Here is a 19,389-nt window from a genome sequence, read left to right as displayed (position 1 = left end):
TTAAATACGGTTAAGCCTTAGCTACGCCACGACGTACACGCGGGTCTGCCCATGCGTAAGCGACATCTGCAAGTAAGTTACCGACTAGTGTTAATGCGGAACCTATCGTCAGTATGCCCATGACCACTGGGAAGTCTCGCATGAGTACCGCATCGTAGAATAACTTACCCATACCTGGAATCGCGAAGATGGTCTCCGCAATGACAGAGCCGCCAATAAGACCTGGGATGGATAACCCGATAATCGTGATAAGAGGCAGTAGTGCATTACGTAAAGCATGTGTGTAAACCACCTTGTGTTCACCTAAGCCTTTAGCGCGAGCCGTGGTGATGTAATCTTGCTGTAGTACATCTAGCATGCCATTTTTTACAAACAAAGTGATACCTGCAAGTCCCGTGATGGATGGGATGACAACAGGTAAGAATAAATGACTGAATGTGTCTTTAATTTTGTCCCAAGTATCTAATGAGTCGTAATTTAGACTGTGCATACCTGAGATTGGAAACCAGTTGTTAACTACGCCAAGCCAGTACATCAGCAACAGCGATAGCCAGAAACCTGGAATTGAGAAGCCAATAAAATTAAATAAGGTAATTGATCTATCTTGCCAGCCCTGATATTTACGCGCGGCGATAATCCCTAGCGGTATTGCCAAGGATAAGGTAATAGTAAGCCCTAGCAGATTAATCATGAGTGTAATCGGTAAAGCTTGCTGTATAAGCCCCTCTGTTACATTGCCATCAGCATCTGTTGTTTGCCAAAACACTGGTTTTTGATGCGAAGCGAATGATTTACCAAAATCTAGCGTCATCATGCGTTTTAACCATAATCCATACTGAACGATGATTGGTTTATCTAGGTTGTACATCTCACGTAGTTTTTGACGTGATTCTTCACTGGCTTTTGGATTAAAAGAAGCCTCATTGTTTGTGATGTCGCCAGGAGCTAGGTGCATGATGAAAAATGAGATTAGGCTGATGCCAATCAGCATCGGAATCATCCACAAAACACGTTTGATTAGATATTTAAACATAATGATTAATGGGCGCTAATTTCGTTTCTTCTTAAAGACTTTGGAATATACCAATCTTGTGAGTTATGACCGATGCCCGCAGGTGGGGCAGGGTCATCAATGCCTTTGACGCGCTTATGGATGGCGGTTAGGCCATAACCTGCTGATAAATAGATAATCGGGCTATCTTCTAATAATGTTGCTGAAAATTGATGGTAAACTTCCATTCGTCTATCTGGGTTGAGTTCTAGTCTGCCTTGTTCCAGTAGCTTGTCAACTTTAGGGTTGTTGTAGCCAATAAAGTTAAACTGACCAGGTGCTTGTTGGCTCGAGTGCCAGATATTATATTGGTCAGGATCTAAACCTAAGCCCCAGCCCAGTACTACAACATCAAAATCACCCGTTTTAATAAATCGACTAATGAAGCTGGCCCATTCTATGGCGCGGATTTGGACATCAATACCTACTTCTTTAAGTCTACGTTGAATCAATACTGCAGATTTTTCACGTTCTTTGTTCTGGTTGGTAATGATTTCAAAACTAAACGGTTTGCCATCACGTTCTAATATGCCATCGCCATTGCTATCTGTAAAACCAGCCTCTTTCAGCAGTGAACGTGCTTTAGCTGGGTCGTAAGGGTAGGGGGTAAGCGCAGGATTGCTCCAGCGCGTCCCTGGTTTATAAGGGGAGGCAATGTTGATACCTAGCCCTAAATAAACGCCATCAATAATTTCCTGTTTGTCGATGGCGTAATTGATGGCGCGGCGTACGCGCACGTCATCAAAGGGTTTGTGCTTGAGATTAAATCCCATGTAGGTATAGCTATTGCCAAGCTCTTTGTACAGTGCGAGTTTTTTTTGCAATTCTGGGCGAGCGGGGATGATTCTTGAATACTTAATTGGGTCTAAACCCATGAGATCGATGTTGTCTGCCATTAGCTCTAGGAATTGTGCAGAATTGTCAGGAATAATGCGTGTCACCAGATTGTCTATTTGGGCTGGGCCAAGTACGGAATTAGCATTTTTTGATAGTTTTAGGTGCTCGCCATGCTTCCAGCTATCTAATTGATAATAGTGGCTACCTATTGGCTTGCGCGCGAATGCAGTGGTGTGGAGGTCTTTGCCTTCAAGCAGGTGTTTTGGCAATATTTGTAACCCCGCCCAACTATCTAATGCTGGGGCATAGGCTTGTTCATAAGTAACACGAAATGTTTGTGCATCAGGGGTTTCTGCTTTTTTAACAAGCAAAAAGTCTGATGCGTATGGGCTGGCATTTTTTTCATTGGTCACAGCTTGCCATGTGAAAAGTACATCTGCGCTAGTGAGTGGATTGTTGTCTGCCCATTTTAAATTTGGCTTAAGCTTAAAGGTAATCGTTTTTTGGTCTGTAGAAATTTCCCAATGTGCGACAAGATCACCTTCTAGCTCAAGGTTTTTGTCATATTTTAGTAGGCTATTAAAAATGTTGCTACTGATCGCTGATGAGGCTGACTCTCCCGCAATCATTGAGATTAAGCCACTAGGCTCACCTGTCATTGCATTAATCAGTGTGCCGCCTGAAACTTGTGGAAACTGGGTGGTGTAATCAATCTGGTATTGTTTCTCGTTTGGAGCGTTGCAACCTGCAACAAGTAGAGTAAGTGATAGGCAGATTGCTGTGTTTAGATTTAATAATAATGGAGACATTGGCTGTATTTGTTTATGGCTATGTTTGTCTATAACAGTGTTTGTCTATTCAATATCATGCCATTATTGGATGATAAGTTTTGCACCAGGCATAATATGGCTAGATGACTTTTTGTTCCAACGTTTAAGGTCAGCCACTGCAACATTAAATTTATCTGCAATACTGTGTAGTGTGTCACCATGTTTAACGGTATAAGTTTTTTGCATATTTGATGTTTTACTCTTGTTGGCAGCTTTTTTAGCGCGGCTAAGCTCATTGGTGTCTGCAAGTTCAATATTTAATAGCTGCCCAGCTTTTACCTGGCTATTTTTCAGTGAGTTAGCTGCCAATATTTGCTTAACACTTACGCCGTAGTGTTTGGCAATAGCCTGCATGACCTCACCTTTTTTAACCTTGTGTGTGACGGTTTGCTTTGATGATGGTTCAACCTCGATTTCATTTTCTTCTATCACAGTGAGGGCTGAGTTATCATTAGCGTCTGATTTAGGTACCAATAAAGTGGTGCTCTTGTTCATTTTTTCTTGCGAAGATAAGGCATTGACGTTTCTAAGTTGAGCCAAGTTCATCCCAAATTTACTAGCAATTTTATCAATACGCTCACCGCGTTTTGCCTGATAAGTTTGCCAGTTAACCAAAGGTTTTTCATAGTTAGCTAAGTTTGTTCTAAAGGTTTGTGCTGCCATGATCGGTAGTAATAGCTCGAGCGTCTCTTGTTCGCTATTAATCAGCAGACGATCGTAACTAGGATTTAGCGCAATAAATTCTTCATGGTTAATTTCAGCAAGTTTAGCAACGAGGTGCGTGTCGATACGTGCAGGGGCGGTTACTTTTGCAAAATAAGGGGTATTGGCTATGGTTGGAATCTCAAGACCATAATTGCTCGGATGCGTCATTAAGTTCTTAATTGCTTGTAATTTTGGTACGTAGTTTCTGGTTTCGTCAGGCAGGTTTAAACTTTCGTAATCAGTGGGTAGACCGAGTTTACGGTTACGCTCAATAGCACGACCAACAGTACCTTCACCAGCATTATATGCTGCAAGTGCTAAATCCCAAGCGCCAAACATGGCATGTAGTTTTTGCAGATAGCTAAGGGCGGCATCGGTAGCTAAGATGATGTTACGTCTATTATCTACCCACCAGTTTTGTTTTAAGCCAAAATGCTTACCAGTTGAGGGAATAAATTGCCAAATGCCAGAGGCGCTACTTTTTGAGTACGCTTTTGGGTTGTAAGCACTTTCAATCATCGGCAGTAGTGCAATTTCAGTAGGCATGCCGCGATTTTCAACTTCTTCTACAATATGAAATAGGTAGCGTTGGCTACGTTCTACCATACGTTGTATATAGTCTGGGCGGGCGCTATACCAATTTTCATGTTTGGTTGTGAGTATAGATGTTGAGTCAGGCATTGCGTAGCCATCTTTAATACGTTGCCAAAGATCATCATGTTGTGTTGCTTGCTGGTCGAGTGGTGGCGTTATGCTGGAGTCTTCAGCAGTATTGATGTTGTTATCTTTGATTGTGATTTCTAAGTTATCAGTGAGACGCCCACCACGGGTATTTTTCTGGCCCTGTAGCTCTTTATTGGATTCTGACTTACTGCCTAAGTCTCTGATTGCTGGTTTGAATGTGTCATCTGAGAAAATAATAATTTCATCGCCTGCGACATTAGAGATGACGTGTTGTTCTGCAAGTGATGCAGTGCTAAAGATTGTTAGCGTGGTAAAAATGCTAATAAATAGCGTGGAATAAAAAGCGCGTGATAAACCGTTAGAAGTTTTGATGGATTGACCAATGCGTAAAAAAAATTGAGTACCCATAAAAACGCTCTTGTTCATCATAATGCAACATAGTAACGAACGTGTGCTTGATTAGTCAAGTAAAAATCACCGTAAATTACTTTATGAATATTCTCTATCTTCATGATTAATATGAGTTTCTAAGCTCTCTTGTTTTGGTGAAAGTTTGTAGTTCAGTTGGCTTTTCAAGGAGTAAAGCTGATTGAATTTCCACTACGTCGCTGCGCAGAAAAGGGTTGGTTGCAAGCTCTAGTGCAATGGTTGAAGGTAGCGTAGGCAAACCTAGTTTGATTAATTCTGTTGCATCTCGTTGGCGCTTAATAAGCGCTTTGTTAGTGGGTTCTAGTGAGAGTGCAAAGTTAATATTGTGCAATGTATACTCATGCGTACAGTACACTTGCGTACTGACTGGCAGTGCCGCAAGTATTTGTAATGAGGCCATCATTTGTGCCGGCGTTCCTTCAAATAATCTACCGCAGCCAGCACCAAATAATGTATCACCGCAAAATAGCCATTGTTGTTGCTGATGTTCATTTTGCTGGTGCTCAATGTAATAAGCGATATGGCCTAGTGTATGACCTGGTACATCAATAACCTTTGCAGTGCTTATCCAATCTCCTAAGTAAACATTATCTGGCTCGCTTACAGGTTTGTGTATAAATGCATATTGTTCTAGTTTAGGGGCAAAAATTTTTACATCAGGATATGTTTCTAACAGTATGTCAACGCCACCAATATGATCTTGATGGTGGTGGGTAATTAAGATTGTTTGTAAATCTAGATTAAGTTTTTGTAGGGTATTAATGACTGGTATTGCATCGCCAGGGTCAACGGCAATGGCTTTGTGACTGTTATGTATCAGCCAAACATAATTATCCTTAAAAACTGGAATTGGAATAATTTGTAATTGGTGTTGCATATGGTCTATCATCTGTTTAAGTATATTACTTAAATAAAGTTTAGTTAAATTTTAATGCAATTAAAATGAGATCAACGCCATGAGTCAGCAATCGAATAGATCCGTATCGTTGCATCCAGAGCATCAATGGCTAGATTCATCACTTGGGCGTTATTTACAGCAAGAAGAGCAGGCGTTGTACGATAAGGCTGTTGTTGATTTGTTTGGATTTAACGCATTACAAGTGGGTTGTTTGCAAATGGACTTACTGTGTAATTCGCGCATTGCTCATCGATTCAAATCTACAGAATATGTTTCGTCTCCTGAAGTTACACATTTGTATTGCTGTGATGATTTTCTTCCTATTGCTGACGCTAGTTTGGATTTATTGATATTGCCGCATCGACTTGAATTTAGTGAGCGGCCGCATCAAACGCTTCGCGAAGCAGAGCGCGTCATGATGCCTGAAGGCTATTTATTGATATCAGGCTTTAACCCATTGAGTTTATGGGGCGTGACGTTATTCTTTAGAAATTTATTACATAGACAGGACTCCATTGATAAGCCGTTTCCATGGAGTGGCAGTTTTATTGGATTAGGACGATTGAAAGACTGGCTGGCGTTGCTAGGCTTTGAGGTGGTTTCGGTTGAGATGTGTTGCCATATTCCTCCATTTGAACAAGCGTCGTGGCATCAACGCTTCAGCTTTATGCATCAATTAGGCGCAAAATGGCTCTCTGCGATTGGTGGTGTGTATTTTGTTGTTGCAAAAAAACGTGTGGCTGGGATGACGCCGCTTAAACCTAACTGGAAGGCTGCACCTCTGAAGTCACCTTTAATTGCGCGCCCTACACAGCGTAAGCCAAGTCAACGTGGGCGTTCAAAGCAGTAGCGGCTACCCAATATCAATGGTTTAAGTCTGCGTGTTGTTAAGCTTCAGTCAAACTTGCATGAGTGCTTTTCTGATTTCACTTTCATCTATCTCTTTGCCGATAATTACAATCCGAGAAATAGCTTCATCTTCATCCCAGCCTTCGAGTAACGTAGGTGGGTAGGGAGTAAAGTGCACTGCATGAATGGCGAGCGGTGCGGGCTGATCTTCCGCATGAATAATGCCTTTTAGGCGCAGTAATTTGCTGCCGTGAGTTTGACATAATTTCAGAATGACAGGTTTAAGATCAAGCCAATTCAGTGGTTTTGGCATGGTGACGGTAAAGCTGGTAATGCCATCTTGATGTGCTTTTTGTGGCAGTGTTCCTTTAGGTTGGCTAGTTTTGCTAGGCGCGCGCAGCCAGCGTTGTGGGCTTGCATTTTTGCCTGTTGGGTCAAATAAGCCAACATCAATGATGCTGTCTGGGTTAATTTTGCCATGTTGAATTAAATGCTGGCTAGCGCCAGGGTTCATTTCAGCGAGCTTATCTTGAAGTGCTTTAATTTCATCACTGTCTGCGATATCTGTTTTAGTGAGTAGCAATACATCTGCAACAGCGGCTTGTCTAAGTGCTTCTGCGTTTTCTTGCAATTGTTTTAAGCCATAAACACTATCAATGGTGACCACTACCGCATCTAACCTGAACGTTGATTCAATCACAGGCTCGTTCATTAAGTTACCCAAAATAGGGCCAGGGTCGGCCATACCTGTCGTTTCTATGACCAAGCGGTTAAACTGCGGAATTGCCTGCAATGCGCGCTTGAAAAATAAGTCGCGCATGGTGTCTGCTAGCTCATTTTTAAGGCTACAGCAGATGCAACCAGAGTTTAATAATACGGTGTTGTCAGCGATATGCTCGCTTTCTACCTGCGTTGCTAAAATATGATCTAAGCCTGTTTCACCTAGCTCATTAATGATGACTGCTGAGTCATGCATTTTGGGGTCGCTGAGCAATTGATTGAGTAGCGTTGTTTTGCCTGAGCCTAAAAAACCAGTGAGTAATGTAACGGGAATGCGTTTATCCATGTTTATTTATCTTTAGAGTGCTCTTTGAGCGTTTATTGATGATAGTGATGAAGCTAAGCACTAAAAGTGCTACGAAACGCAAAATGTTATTAAACTTAAGAAGCTTTACTTAATTTCTTATGGTTAACTTCTGTTCGCATCACATCAATTGGATGTCATTTATCAACTAAAATATATTCGACGTTGATTTTATTGATTAAGCAACTTAAATGCAACTTAATTGCATTTTTATCAGCACATCTAATGTGGATGATTGCAGTCTGAGCATAGGCCTTTGATATTGATATCAATAGATTCAACATGATATTGTGCTAAAACCTGCTTGGAAAATTGTGGTTTTAATTCATGTATACAAGTCACTTTTCCGCAGGATGTGCAGTGTAAGTGGGCATGCTGATGCAAGTTTGCTAGAAATTGCTTCTTATCAGAATCTGGTTCTATCGGTGTATAGCGGCTTTGCGAGAATTGAAATTTCCATGCACGATTTTCACCAGAGATTTTATGGATTAAATGATGCTCAGTGAGCCAATCTAATACGCGGTAAATCGTGACACGGTCAAACTCTTTTTGGCTGGACATTTGCTCCAGAATTTCAGAGTGGCTTAATGCACTGTTTGCGTTTGTCAGTACATTTAAGACAGCAATGCGTGCTTTGGTCGACCTTAGTCCAGCATCAGTAAAAATTTGTTGTATTTTCATGGACTATTATTATGAGCTACATGAGAGCATGGAACAACCAGCTTTATGTCTTGCCCAGTCTGGGCGTTTTTCTTCAAACTTTTCCATACCAGTTTGTTTGGTATAAGGGTCTTGCAATAATTTAAGCAGTGTTTCTATCATGCTTGTATCGCCTTGCTCGGCTAAATCGATTGCTTCTTGTGCAAGATAATTGCGCAATACATAGCGTGGGTTAATGCTTGCCATGCGGACATGTCTTGTTTCTGGTGATTCATTGCTTTGCAAAACGCGCTTGGCGTATTGTGCTAACCAGTCATTAAAATCTTGCTCAAAATTCAAATAGCCTTGTTCTGTGTAAAACGCGACTTTCAAGTCTGCGATGTTAGGCTTTGCTAAATTCAGATTTGGTAAATGTGTAAAAAACAGTGTCATGTCTACTTCCGCTCGCGTCATCAGTTCAAAGCAGCGGTTAATTAATTCGCCATCGTCATCTTGCCAAGACTCAAAGCCAAACTTTCCTACTAGTGAATCCATTAAGCTTTGCGTGTAAACTGCTTCGTACTGATCTAATGCGTGATTTAGGCCTACTGCATCAGGCATTAGGGTAGATAGTGCGTCAGCAAGGCGCTCTAAATTCCAGCGGCCAATGTCATGTTGTCTGCCAAAGCAATAACGTCTGCCTTGTGCATCGGTGGTGTTTGGCGTCCAGCCTGGGTCAAAATTATCAACCCAGCCGTAAGGGCCGTAATCAATTGTTAAACCAAGAATCGACATATTGTCGGTGTTCATTACGCCGTGCACAAAGCCCACGCGCATCCAGTGCGCAATCATGCGTGCTGTGCGTTCGCATATCTCTGTGAACCATGCTTCAATTAACTCAGTAGAAGGTTCGTCAATTGATAATGTGAGTGATTGTTGTTGAAGCCAGTCGGTAAAGTCTCGGTCTATCGTAAAGCCGATCATTTTTTTTAATAGCGCTTGCTCGCCACGGCTGGCAAGTAACTCGAAATGTCCAAAACGTGTAAATGACGGTGCCACACGACATACAATCCCGCCTTGTTCCATTTGGGGGTTGCCGTCATAAAACATATCACGTACCACTTGGTCGCCAGTGCAGACAAGGCTTAATGCGCGCGTTGTTGGCACACCTAAGTAATGCATGGCTTCACTGCATAAAAATTCCCGCAATGACGATCTTAAAACAGCACGGCCATCGGCACGGCGTGAATATGGCGTTTCACCGGCGCCTTTGAGTTGTAACTCAAAACGTTTGTCATTATGGATAAGCTCACCTAGCAATATTGCGCGACCATCGCCTAATTGACCTGCCCAATTACCAAATTGGTGACCGCCGTAGCAGGTTGCGTAAGATTGCATACCATCTAACAGTTGATTGCCACCTAGCGTATTAATCATGTCGGGGTGGCGCATATCTGCATCAGTCAAGCCTAGCATTTCAGCCACTGAACTTGAATAAGCCATGAGTGCAGGTGCCTTGACAGGGGTAGGCATCACGCTAGACCAAAGCGCACCTTTTACTTGGCGCGTGTAGTTCGTGGTGACAGGGTCACTAGGGAGTTCTCTGCAAAAGCGGTTATCAAAATTCAGTTTTCTCATAAGGTACATTTTAGATGTTTTAGCTTACTTAAAGTTACAATTTTTGCAGTAAATCATGGTCTGCCTCATGTATCATTGCGGTTATATTTGGAATAGAAAAAATTGAATGAACGTATTTTACGAAGAAGACGGTAGTTTTAAAGTTGCAAGCATCATGAGCGAGGCTGAAAGCTCGATGCAAATTGAGTCAGTGAGCGGTAAGCGTAGCAAAATTAAAGCGGCTAATGTGCTGCTGCGTTTTGAGGCGCCATTGTCAGGGTTTTTAGAAACCGCACAAGCTGAAGCCGAGAAGCTGGAGCTTGATTTTTTGTGGGAATGTTGCGGTGAATCAGAGTTTAATTTTGAAGACTTCGCCCAAGAGTATTACGGTAAAAAACCTACGCATTTAGAGGCCGCTGCAATTGCGATTCGCTTACATAGCGCTCCTGTATATTTTAACCGTAAAGGTAAAGGGCGCTATAAAGCAGCGCCAGCGGATATCTTAAAAGCAGCTTTGGCTGGGCTTGAGAAGAAGCGCTTGTTAGCAGAAAAAATGGCAGGGTATGTAGAGCAATTAAAAGCGCTCACCATGCCTGAAGAGTTAATGCAAAAACGCGACATGCTCTTATACGAGCCTGATAAAAACGCGTTTGAGTACAAGGTGCTAGATACCGCCGCTGGGGCATTGCATTTAAGCCACCTTAAACTTTTGCATGCATGTGGTGCCATTCCATCTGTGCATGATTATCACTTAGGTGCATTTTTGCGAGAGTATTTTGCCAAAGGCACTGACTTTACTGACGAGCAAATGTCGGCCATGTCTGCGGATATCAGCTTTGATTTACCTATGGCAGAAGCTGAAGCCTTTAGTATTGATGACAGCACGACCACGGAAATTGATGATGCGTTTTCTATGCGCCAGCTTGATGGTGGTGTGATGTGTGTGGGTATTCATATTGCAGCACCAGCATTGGGTATTGCGATTGATAGCGAGCTAGACGTAGCAGCCATGCACCGCTTATCAACGGTTTATATGCCAGGCCACAAAATCACCATGTTGCCTGAGTCTGCAATTAGGCCATTCAGTTTGGATGCAGGGCAGATTAAGCCAGTATTGTCGATGTATCTGCATGTGAATCCAGATTTTACGATTGCACAGCGGCACAGCAAAGTAGAGCTGATTAAAGTAGCTGAGAATTTACGTCATGATGCATTAGAGCCTTACTTTAATGAAACTACGTTAGCGGCCGATAGCGGTCATCCATATTGGTCTAAATTATTATTTCTATTCAACTTGGCTGAATCATTAGAAAAAGCGCGTGGCAAGTATGACCCAACAAAACCACCACAAGTGGATTACAATTTTTATGTGGATGATGGCAAGGTAAGCATTGTGGGGCGTCATCGTGGCTCACCCATGGATAAGCTAGTAGCAGAGTTGATGATTGAGGCTAACAGCCAATGGGGCGCGTTATTAGCAAGTAGTCAGGTGCCAGGTTTGTATCGTGCGCAAAGTGGCGGTAAAGTGTATATGACCACCAAAGCCGAGCCGCATCAAGGCTTAGGCGTTGCTCAGTACTCATGGAGTACCTCTCCATTACGTCGTGCGGTTGATTTAATTAATCAGCGCCAAATTATCAGTGTGGTGCAAAATGAGCCGCCAGTTTATCCGCAAAATAGTGATGCACTCACCACGCACATGCGTAACTTTGAGCTCACTTACAAAGCGTATAGTGAGTTCCAGATTCGTATGGAGCGCTATTGGTGCTTACAGTATTTAATTCAAGAAAATGTGCAAGAGATTCATGCCACAGTATGGCGAGAAAACTTAGTACGTTTAGACAACCTACCTTATATGACCAAAGTGTATGGCCTGCCAGAGTTAAAAACAGGCACACGCGTGAGTTTACAAGTGCAAGAGGTTGATACGCTGATGATGGATTTACGTACTAAGTTCTTGCAAGTGCTAGAAAATGAAGCCGTAGTAACAGATGTCGTTGCAGATGATGAAAACGAAGTGGAGGCAGCTTAGTGTTTAGTGCGGCTAAAAAAATGCTGCGTGGGTTAGCGAATGCAGCTTTGAGCGATGCAGTGGATGTGAGTGAACTTAATGGTGTACGCGCATTACATTTAGGTTCTGCCACTGTGCAAAGTGCCATGCGAATTAGAGAGCCATTTGAGTTAGAGCTCACTTATACGCGGGCTATTATGTGTTTTTTATTGTTTCACCGTAACGTTAAACACATGCTTACTATTGGCTTGGGTGGAGGCTCGGTGGCTAAATATGTGTATGCACATTGCCCTGAGATTATCGGCAAAGTAGTGGAGATTAACCCTAGAATCATTCAAGTCGCTAGAAATCAATTTTTCGTACCAGAAAATGATGATAGATTTGAAGTGATAGAAGCCGATGGTTTGGTTTATTTAGATGAGCATATAAATGTTGCTGATGTGTTGTTTATTGATGCGTTTGATAGCAATGGCATCCCCCCCAATTTTTGCAGTCAAGATTTTTTTGATCAATGCGCTAACACCTTAAAAGATGATGGTGTGTTTGTGATTAACCTATGGGGTAGTGACAAAAAGTTTGATGTCTATTTAGCAAGAATCGAACAGAGTTTTAACAACAAAGTATTGATACTACGCACAGGCAAGCCAGGCAATATTGCTGTATTTGGCTTTAAACAAGGCGTTGCAGATTTACGACTCAATATCTTGCGTGATCATGCAAAACTATTAGAAAAAACCCACAAAATTGAATTTTTGCAGTTTGTAGAAAAACTAGCAGACAATAACAACAGTACCAACAACCGAATATTTATGAAAAGCGATCGTTAATTTATGACAGTTAATCAACAAAATGCGCGTGAACAGTCCGCACCCAAAGCCCTGTCTGGCAAAAGCCAAACAAGCAAACAAGCGCCAAATCGATACTTTGCCACATGCCCACGAGGTTTAGAGCAACTGCTTGCAGATGAGCTTAAACAAGTCAGCGCAAAAGTAGTGAATGTGACCGATGGCGGAGTGAGCTTTGATGGGGATTGGTCAGTGTGTTATGCCGCTAATTTATACTCGCGTATCGCAACACGCATTTTGTGGCAGGTGGGCCGTGGTAAGTATTTGAACGAAGAGGATTTGTTTGATGCTGCCTATAAAATGAACTGGCCACAATGGTTTGATGTTAGGCATGATTTTATGGTGAAAGTAACGGGCGTTAAGTGCCCGTTAAAAAGCCTAGAGTTTGCCACGCTAAAAATTAAAGATGCCGTATGTGATAAGTTCCGATTGGCGGTAGGTAGTCGCCCATATATCGACACCAAAACACCAGTTGTGCGTATCCATGCCTATTTAACGACAGATGAGTATCAATATTATGTTGATACCTCTGGCGCGGCACTTTATCAACGTGGTAATCGCGGTGCAAGTATTGAAGCACCATTGCGTGAAAACTTAGCAGCAGGCATTTTAAAGCTGACAGGTTGGCAAGCAGGCCAACCACTACTAGACCCAATGTGCGGTAGCGGTACCTTTCTGTTAGAAGCCGCCATGGTCGCTCTAGACATGGCACCTGGCATTAAACGTGAGTTTGGCTTTGAGAAGCTAAAAACGTTTGAATCTGATACTTGGAAGAAAATCAAAAACCAAGCATTGAGCAAAGTGAAGAAAGTCAGCTTCCAAAAAATCTACGGCTCGGATATGGATTTACGCGCAGTGCGTGTCACTAAGCAAAACCTAGAATCAGCTGGCTTGTTAGAGGCAGTGCAAGTGTCACATGTTGACATGTTAGACGTTGTACCACCAGCCGATAACGGCGTGTTAGTAGCTAACCCGCCATATGGTGTGCGTATTGGTGAAGATGAAGAGCTTACATTGCTATACCCAAAAATGGGTGAAACGCTTAAACGTAAATTTGCAGGGTGGAATGCCTATTTCCTCACTAACGATTTACGCATGCCTAAGCTTATGCGCCTTGCACCGAGCAAAAAAACACCATTATTTAATGGTCCACTAGAGTGCCGTTTATTTGAAATTAAAATGGTGGCAGGTTCAAACCGTAAAGACAAACCAGACGCGTAAGGAAATCACATGGCAGACTCATTGGATGCACTAAGGGCCAGAGTAAACAACTTTGTGACTGAACGTGATTGGGCACAGTTTCACTCTCCCAAGAACCTTGCCATGGCCATGATTGTAGAAGCGGGCGAAGTAGTAGAGCATTTTCAATGGATGACAGAGCAGGAAAGTCGCCAGTTAGATGCGCAAACGAAAGAGCAGGTAGGGCAAGAGTTATCTGACACTTTAGTCTATCTGCTACGGATTGCAGAAGTTTGCGGTATTGATTTAATTGAAGCCGCAAATAAAAAAATAGATTTAAATGCGCAAAAATACCCAGTAGAAAAATGTAAGGGTAGCAACGCTAAATATACGAGTTATTAATTTTATACCACAGGCGCTCCGATTTGCTAAGTGCTGAGCCAGCATTTGGCTTGCCCATGGAATATGTGCAGTAAACTGCACTATTCACATGTCAAAGCACTTGCAAACTCGTATGTAGGAGCGGCTAGTAGCCGCGAACAAACCTGCCAAACTGATGCATTGTTGGATGATTAAATTGTCAGATGAAATTTCACCATTGCTTTCGCGGTCGATGACCGCTCCTACCAATCGCCAAATTAAGGAGCTAATATGGCTGATATTAATTCCCCTGTTACAGATTTACTGCAATCTAAAAACATTGCGTTTGAAGTGATTGAAATCCCACTGAGTGAGGACAGTAAACCTATCCGTGATTTAGAAACGCTACTCTCTGCTAAAGGCCTAGACCCAACTTCTGTAGTGCGTAGTGTGGTTTTCAAAGCAGACTCTGGCAAATACACCTTATTGGCAGTGGCAGGTGGCGGCCGTGCCGATTGGGGCATGCTGCGCAAACATCTGGACGAACGTAAGTTGCGCATGGCAGAGTATGACGAAGTGCCAGAAGCCACAGGTTATGTGGTGGGTGCAGTACCGCCTATTGCATTACCTGAAACATTACGTGTGTTGGTTGATAAAAGCGTACGAAATTATCAAGCAGTGGTCATAGGCAGTGGTGTATTAGGGTATGCAATAGCGCTCAAAGGGCAAGACTTGCTAGCTTTATTGGAAAGTGCAGATGAAGGCGAGTTTGTAAAGGTTTAAGCTAGTTAGTTAATGAAGTCGCTTAACGTGTTAATAACAAACTCTAATTTCTAATTAACTATAGCCGTCACTTACCCGGGCGTCCAAGTGTTTTGCAATGCGCGTCTTTATACGGGCCATCTAACTTTATCCAACCTTCACCAGGTAGGGTTTGTGTGCACCACACATTGTTATTCAGTTTACTTTTCCATAAGTACCAAGGAGCGGGCGCTGCAGTCACTGAAAACGAAACCAATAACCCAATCGTTACAAATGTTATGCTCTTTATCATCGTTTCTGCCATTTCACAGCTAAACTGTATAGAAAAATTTAATGCTAGAGTTACGCTTGTTAAGCTTTAACTAAGCAGCTACTAGCGCCGTTAGTTTTTTAGTTGATCTACTAGACTATAACTTTTGCTTATCATCCTCTCTATACGCCTGCCTTTCAAAGAAGTTATTGCTGTATCCGTTACGACCATGAAGTATTTCCCACAGACTAGACAACGCGTAAGCAGGCAAAAAGAATACGCCCCATTGCTCATATTGCTTAACATGCACATGTTCGTGTGCTCGTAATGCACAGAGTTCCTTGTGGCATGTACCTAAAATCACATGACCAAGTGTGACAGCACCAAAGCAAAATGGGGGAGGGCGTGATGCAAAGAAGTTTCCCACATGCCCGCCATGAAACTCAGCGACGCCAGCCACGATATGCACTTTGCCGCCTAGGACGAGCATTACAAGCCCAAGTAATATGCCAAGTGCTGTGTTTGGTAAAGTCCAAGCATAATCAATAAGCTTAAAAATAGGTGTGCGATAAGTGTGCATTTTAAGGTGTTAAATTGAGTAGGGTAGGGTTTCTACTCAGCATAAGAAGCTTGTTTATAAGCGACTGTATTCTGTGAGGAAGCCAAATACTGGCTTAACCCCACGCGGTAGTGACAGATAAAGATATTGCAATGCATGGGTCACAAATGCCCACGCTACTTGGCTACCAGTATTTTGGGTACTTTGCATCACGGGTTACATTGTTATAAACCAGAGCAACAGCTACCAACACCAAGGCACCTACCAATGTTGGGAACAGTAAAAAGCCCCAAGTTGGCTGCATTAAAAAGACGATCACTGGGTTTGACCCAGCAGGCGGATGCACTGTGCGAGTGAGCATCATCAGCGCGATTGCTGTACCCACAGCGAGCGCGACAGACCACCAATGCGGGCCGAAGGCAAAAAGAAATACAAGGCCAACGAGAGAGCTGATGAAATGGCCAGCAACTACATTTCTTGGTTGAGAAAACGGCACGTCAGGATAGCCAAAAACTAATACACATGATGCGCCAAACGACCCAAGCACCAACGCAACTGAAAGAAAATCATTCAGTGAGGCAACTGCGGCAATGGCTAGAAAACCGCCCAACCACGCAAGCGCAACCGCTTTTGTTGATGGCTGAGGAGGTAGCGGTGCGTTGTCGCCTTTGAGTTTGCTTAGAAAAGACATGGTAACTCCCTAATTGTAAATTATTGTTTGAGATGATTGGCTGATAGCATCATTGAAACCTATGTTATTAAAATTGTAACATCGATGAACATTTTCGTTAGTATGCGTAACTTGCGTAGGGTAGGGTTTTCACTCAGCATAAGAAGCTTGTTTATAAACGACTATATTCTGTGGGGAAGCCAAATACTGGCTTAACCCCACGCGGCAGTGATACGTAGGAGTTGTAACGCGTGGGTCAAGTGCCCCACCCTACATGGCTACGCGCGACGAGGATAGGTTTTCCCAGTCTGAGCCTCCCATTCAGCAATCTTTTTTTCCATGGCCGGAGCGATTTCCTGTTCAAGTATTTCGCTCATGCTCCTTGCTGTGATAGGAGGGAGCGCCGATTCCGGGGCTGATGACCCCATCCAGCCACCCATGGTAGGTAAAAAATTGGAATAGATGATTTCGCCTTTTACAGCGCGAGCAATTTCGACAAGTCTGTCCGCTGGGCTTAAGGGCTGATCACTCAGGTTGGGTATAACCTGAGGCGACTCGAAGGAACCAGCATCAGAAACTGTTGCAACGAGTTTTCCATTGACGATCACTTGGCCAATGGGCTGATACTGATGAGCTTTGGCGTAATTGAAATTGACATTCTCGCGTGCCTTCTCTTGTTGTTCCCTGAGCTTGACCTCATTGATCTGGGCTTCCGTCATTTTTACGGCAATGAGCGGCCTACCTTTGCTCTTCACCATGTCTTCAATGCTATAGACTGGCCCCTCTATTCGATACAGAACGGTGGTATGTGAATTGAGGTCACTCGCGTTTTCAACAGCGAGGCGCTCCTGAGCCACTTGTGAAATAGTCGTTGTGTCGGCAGCTTTTTCCACTAAAGGGGCGACCGTTTGCCGTTTGAAGAAAAGATTGTCCGTTACCGATGTTGCGAACGTTGCTTTGGATTGTTGAATGATCATGATTTTACCTCTCAGATGAGTACCAACCGTGGGCCTGACGTTTGAATTAAGGGGCGCCGTTAGGCGTCCCGCTTGAATGATGGGTTATGCGTAGTTTATAGCCCATTAGCAATTGCCTGTTTGATTATAGGGGCTACTGATTTTTCTGTAATTTCACGCTCTTTGCAATATTTTGACTGCAACCATACAGAAAGCTGTTTCTGTCCTTTACTGGCGTTACACCCACAGCAGCAGAGGGCAATGTTTTCTCTTGTGATTATTTTTTCATCATTGATTATATGTTCCCAACTTGCTGCTGACTTTTTCGAGATTTTGGAAAGAGTGAATGGTGTACCGCAATAGACACAGTCCTTGTCTCTAGCACGAATCTCAGCTTCAAACCAAGCAGGGATGTTCCAGTTATTCGCCATGGCAATCTTTTTTATGCATAACGTTTGACATGAGGGGCGGCCGAGGGCGATAGCCCTTGGACGTCCCTCTCGATGGAAGGGTTAGGCGTCGGTGTTGGCATTGAGAAGGTCTTTCGCTGCCGGGTGCCCCTGATTTGCGGCGAGTTTCAGCCACTTCACAGCCTCTTCGCGCGAACCCCGCTGCGAAAGAAGATGCTGCCCTAGTTTCCACTGCGAAGCGTCGAACCCACCTTCTGCTGACCTTCGGAAGAGTTTCAGTGCTTCTTCGATATCTTGCGATATGCCGATGCCGAAGTACAAGTGACTTGCCAGGTAGTGAACTCCAGGTTCGTAGCCGCCTGCGGCGGACTTCTTGAACCAGGCGACAGCGCCTTCATCGTCTCGCGGGTTCTCCTCTGCGCACAGTTGGCCTAGATAGAACTGTGCGACAGGGTTGCCGGCAGTTGCTTCTGGCAGCAACAGATCGCGAGCCTTGTTTGGTTCTTCGTCGTCGTAGATTGATTCGATTTGCTCGGGGGTCATTTGCGACGCCTAACGTTTGACATGAGGGGCGGCCGAGGGCGATAGCCCTTGGACGTCCCTCTCGATGGAAGGGTTAGGCATCACTCGCGGTGCAGACGAAGTGCGATTGGCTGCCGCTCCGTAAGCGCCACAAAGACGTAGCCACGTTCTCCTGGGACGGTACGTTGGACGTGCCTGCATAGCGCGAACGCGCTGTTATGAACACACGTCATGATTACAGCGGACAGATCGTCAGCGGGAAAGAACCGTTTGAAGTCGGCTTCTGTCGACTCCTGAAGTCGGCAACCGCCTTCGCACGTGACGTCAAGCCAAGTGCCATCTGGCTGCTTGTCTTCGATCCGCCAAGCGCCAGCGCCACCTGCAAGACGAAACACCTTCTGCGTTGGCTCGTTCTTGACGCTCATGACCCGATAGGTTGCAACGTCAGTGGCGTCAATCGCAAGAGCATTGACGGACCAAAGGGCCAATAGAGCGAGTGCAGCGAAACGGGTGTGCATGTGATGCCTAACGTAGAGCTAAGCCGACCGCTGGAGCGTAGCGGAAGCGGGTCGGCTTGAGCGCCATGTTAGGCTGATGTAGTTGATGGTTAATATTTCCATGTGCAATAACTGGGAAAAGATGACAACTCTTCAACAGCGTTGGGATTCCCTTCCAATGCTTGTTTTGCGAGTTTTCCACACTTCGAGCTTGGCTTTTTCGTATAGTGTTGCGCTACATTGTCTGCACAAGCACTACACAACCCCATTTCTTCGAATTTCTGCCTTGAATAACCGTAGCTTTTTCCGGTATCAGAGCGGTTGTCTATCCCGAGGACTTCTTTAATGGCCTCAACTTCAGATTTCTTTACAAATCCGCTATCAATTGAACTTTTAATCCCTTTTGCATTACCTTTGCACAAATCGCTTACAACATCTTCATGATACCTGCTGTAGTAATTATCAGGCAATCTGGCTAACTTAGCCAATTCTTCCATTTTCTCATGATAGTTTTCATTTCCGTATTTAACATCGCTGCATTTGACTCCTGCATTTGCAGAAAATGGAAGAAATCCAAATAAAATGACGAATAACAGAACTCTCTTCATTGCAACTCCTTATTTTCAAAAGCGGTCTAACGTATGAGTTAAGGGGCGCCGTTAGGCGTCCCGCTTGAATGATGGGTTGGGCTTACTCAAACTTAACAGGAGATAAACCACCATTTTTTGCTCTTATAACAACAGTG

At 43.7% G+C, this 19,389-nt stretch carries 21 protein-coding genes; 7 read left to right on the top strand and 14 right to left on the bottom strand.

From position 1 onward, the window contains the following. Nucleotides 1–10: 10 nt before the first annotated feature. The 4 genes from Q7U33_RS00785 to gloB form a co-directional block, all read right to left on the bottom strand. On the bottom strand, nt 11–1,033 hold the full coding sequence (locus tag Q7U33_RS00785; RefSeq protein ID WP_304857577.1) for an ABC transporter permease: 1,023 nt from the start codon (nt 1,031–1,033) through the stop codon (nt 11–13). Nucleotides 1,034–1,038: 5 nt separating this feature from the next. Continuing rightward, nucleotides 1,039–2,697 carry a peptide-binding protein gene (locus Q7U33_RS00780; RefSeq protein ID WP_304857574.1) on the bottom strand — a complete coding sequence of 553 codons (1,659 nt, stop codon included), beginning with the start codon at nt 2,695–2,697 and terminating at the stop codon, nt 1,039–1,041. 63 nt (nt 2,698–2,760) lie between these two features. Continuing rightward, complete coding sequence (locus tag Q7U33_RS00775; protein ID WP_304857573.1) at nt 2,761–4,515, bottom strand: LysM peptidoglycan-binding domain-containing protein; 1,755 nt, start codon at nt 4,513–4,515, stop codon at nt 2,761–2,763. Nucleotides 4,516–4,621: 106 nt separating this feature from the next. Then, nucleotides 4,622–5,425, bottom strand: a complete 804-nt coding sequence (gloB, locus tag Q7U33_RS00770) for a hydroxyacylglutathione hydrolase (protein ID WP_370651967.1) — start codon at nt 5,423–5,425, stop codon at nt 4,622–4,624. A 67-nt stretch (nt 5,426–5,492) separates the two neighbouring features. On the opposite strand from gloB, the gene Q7U33_RS00765 reads away from it, so the two are divergent. Further along, a complete protein-coding gene (locus Q7U33_RS00765; RefSeq protein WP_304857568.1) occupies nt 5,493–6,284 on the top strand; it encodes a class I SAM-dependent methyltransferase in 792 nt (263 codons plus the stop codon). Nucleotides 6,285–6,332: 48 nt separating this feature from the next. Here the strand turns inward: Q7U33_RS00765 and Q7U33_RS00760 are convergent, their stop codons facing one another. From Q7U33_RS00760 to Q7U33_RS00750, 3 genes are all read right to left on the bottom strand, one after another. After that, nucleotides 6,333–7,349: a GTP-binding protein gene (locus tag Q7U33_RS00760; RefSeq protein WP_304857566.1), complete on the bottom strand. Its 1,017-nt coding sequence runs from the start codon at nt 7,347–7,349 to the stop codon at nt 6,333–6,335. A gap of 240 nt (nt 7,350–7,589) precedes the next feature. After that, on the bottom strand, nt 7,590–8,048 hold the full coding sequence (locus Q7U33_RS00755) for a Fur family transcriptional regulator (RefSeq protein WP_304857564.1): 459 nt from the start codon (nt 8,046–8,048) through the stop codon (nt 7,590–7,592). A 9-nt stretch (nt 8,049–8,057) separates the two neighbouring features. Then, a complete protein-coding gene (locus Q7U33_RS00750; RefSeq protein ID WP_304857561.1) occupies nt 8,058–9,644 on the bottom strand; it encodes a YdiU family protein in 1,587 nt (528 codons plus the stop codon). A gap of 106 nt (nt 9,645–9,750) precedes the next feature. On the opposite strand from Q7U33_RS00750, the gene Q7U33_RS00745 reads away from it, so the two are divergent. The 5 genes from Q7U33_RS00745 to Q7U33_RS00725 all read left to right on the top strand — a co-directional run bounded on the left by Q7U33_RS00745 (nt 9,751) and on the right by Q7U33_RS00725 (nt 14,801). After that, nucleotides 9,751–11,655: a ribonuclease catalytic domain-containing protein gene (locus tag Q7U33_RS00745; RefSeq protein ID WP_304857558.1), complete on the top strand. Its 1,905-nt coding sequence runs from the start codon at nt 9,751–9,753 to the stop codon at nt 11,653–11,655. Next, entirely contained in the window at nt 11,655–12,461 is an 807-nt protein-coding gene (locus tag Q7U33_RS00740) for a polyamine aminopropyltransferase (RefSeq protein WP_304857555.1), read from the top strand. Before Q7U33_RS00745 ends, Q7U33_RS00740 begins: the two co-directional genes overlap by 1 nt. A 3-nt stretch (nt 12,462–12,464) precedes the next feature. Further along, nucleotides 12,465–13,700: a class I SAM-dependent RNA methyltransferase gene (locus Q7U33_RS00735; protein ID WP_304857552.1), complete on the top strand. Its 1,236-nt coding sequence runs from the start codon at nt 12,465–12,467 to the stop codon at nt 13,698–13,700. 9 nt (nt 13,701–13,709) lie between these two features. Next, on the top strand, nt 13,710–14,060 hold the full coding sequence (locus Q7U33_RS00730) for a nucleotide pyrophosphohydrolase (protein WP_304857549.1): 351 nt from the start codon (nt 13,710–13,712) through the stop codon (nt 14,058–14,060). Nucleotides 14,061–14,309: 249 nt separating this feature from the next. Continuing rightward, nucleotides 14,310–14,801: an aminoacyl-tRNA deacylase gene (locus Q7U33_RS00725; protein WP_304857546.1), complete on the top strand. Its 492-nt coding sequence runs from the start codon at nt 14,310–14,312 to the stop codon at nt 14,799–14,801. A 386-nt stretch (nt 14,802–15,187) separates the two neighbouring features. Here the strand turns inward: Q7U33_RS00725 and Q7U33_RS00720 are convergent, their stop codons facing one another. The 6 genes from Q7U33_RS00720 to Q7U33_RS00695 form a co-directional block, all read right to left on the bottom strand. Next, nucleotides 15,188–15,610 (bottom strand): signal peptide prediction, encoded by a 423-nt coding sequence (locus tag Q7U33_RS00720; RefSeq protein WP_304857543.1) that lies wholly within the window; start codon nt 15,608–15,610, stop codon nt 15,188–15,190. Nucleotides 15,611–15,664: 54 nt separating this feature from the next. Further along, nucleotides 15,665–15,799, bottom strand: a complete 135-nt coding sequence (locus Q7U33_RS00715; protein WP_304857541.1) for a hypothetical protein — start codon at nt 15,797–15,799, stop codon at nt 15,665–15,667. Next, complete coding sequence (locus Q7U33_RS00710) at nt 15,774–16,280, bottom strand: HPP family protein (RefSeq protein ID WP_304857539.1); 507 nt, start codon at nt 16,278–16,280, stop codon at nt 15,774–15,776. The genes Q7U33_RS00715 and Q7U33_RS00710 overlap by 26 nt, the downstream gene beginning before the upstream one ends. Nucleotides 16,281–16,537: 257 nt before the next feature. Further along, nucleotides 16,538–17,236: a hypothetical protein gene (locus tag Q7U33_RS00705; protein WP_304857536.1), complete on the bottom strand. Its 699-nt coding sequence runs from the start codon at nt 17,234–17,236 to the stop codon at nt 16,538–16,540. A gap of 95 nt (nt 17,237–17,331) precedes the next feature. Then, nucleotides 17,332–17,646, bottom strand: coding sequence for a hypothetical protein (locus tag Q7U33_RS00700; protein ID WP_304857533.1), 315 nt, complete (start codon nt 17,644–17,646; stop codon nt 17,332–17,334). Between the two features lie 81 nt (nt 17,647–17,727). Continuing rightward, nucleotides 17,728–18,168: a tetratricopeptide repeat protein gene (locus Q7U33_RS00695; RefSeq protein ID WP_304857530.1), complete on the bottom strand. Its 441-nt coding sequence runs from the start codon at nt 18,166–18,168 to the stop codon at nt 17,728–17,730. Between the two features lie 197 nt (nt 18,169–18,365). On the opposite strand from Q7U33_RS00695, the gene Q7U33_RS00690 reads away from it, so the two are divergent. Beyond that, the gene (locus tag Q7U33_RS00690) at nt 18,366–18,638 is read left to right on the top strand and encodes a hypothetical protein (protein WP_304857527.1); all 273 of its coding nucleotides are present in this window, start codon (nt 18,366–18,368) and stop codon (nt 18,636–18,638) included. 116 nt (nt 18,639–18,754) lie between these two features. Here the strand turns inward: Q7U33_RS00690 and Q7U33_RS00685 are convergent, their stop codons facing one another. Beyond that, nucleotides 18,755–19,252: a hypothetical protein gene (locus tag Q7U33_RS00685; protein ID WP_304857524.1), complete on the bottom strand. Its 498-nt coding sequence runs from the start codon at nt 19,250–19,252 to the stop codon at nt 18,755–18,757. Nucleotides 19,253–19,389: the final 137 nt, after the last annotated feature.

The sequence above is a fragment of the Methylotenera sp. genome (assembly GCF_030653755.1).
GTDB lineage: Bacteria > Pseudomonadota > Gammaproteobacteria > Burkholderiales > Methylophilaceae > Methylotenera.
This window is presented reverse-complemented; position numbering and strand designations above follow the sequence as displayed.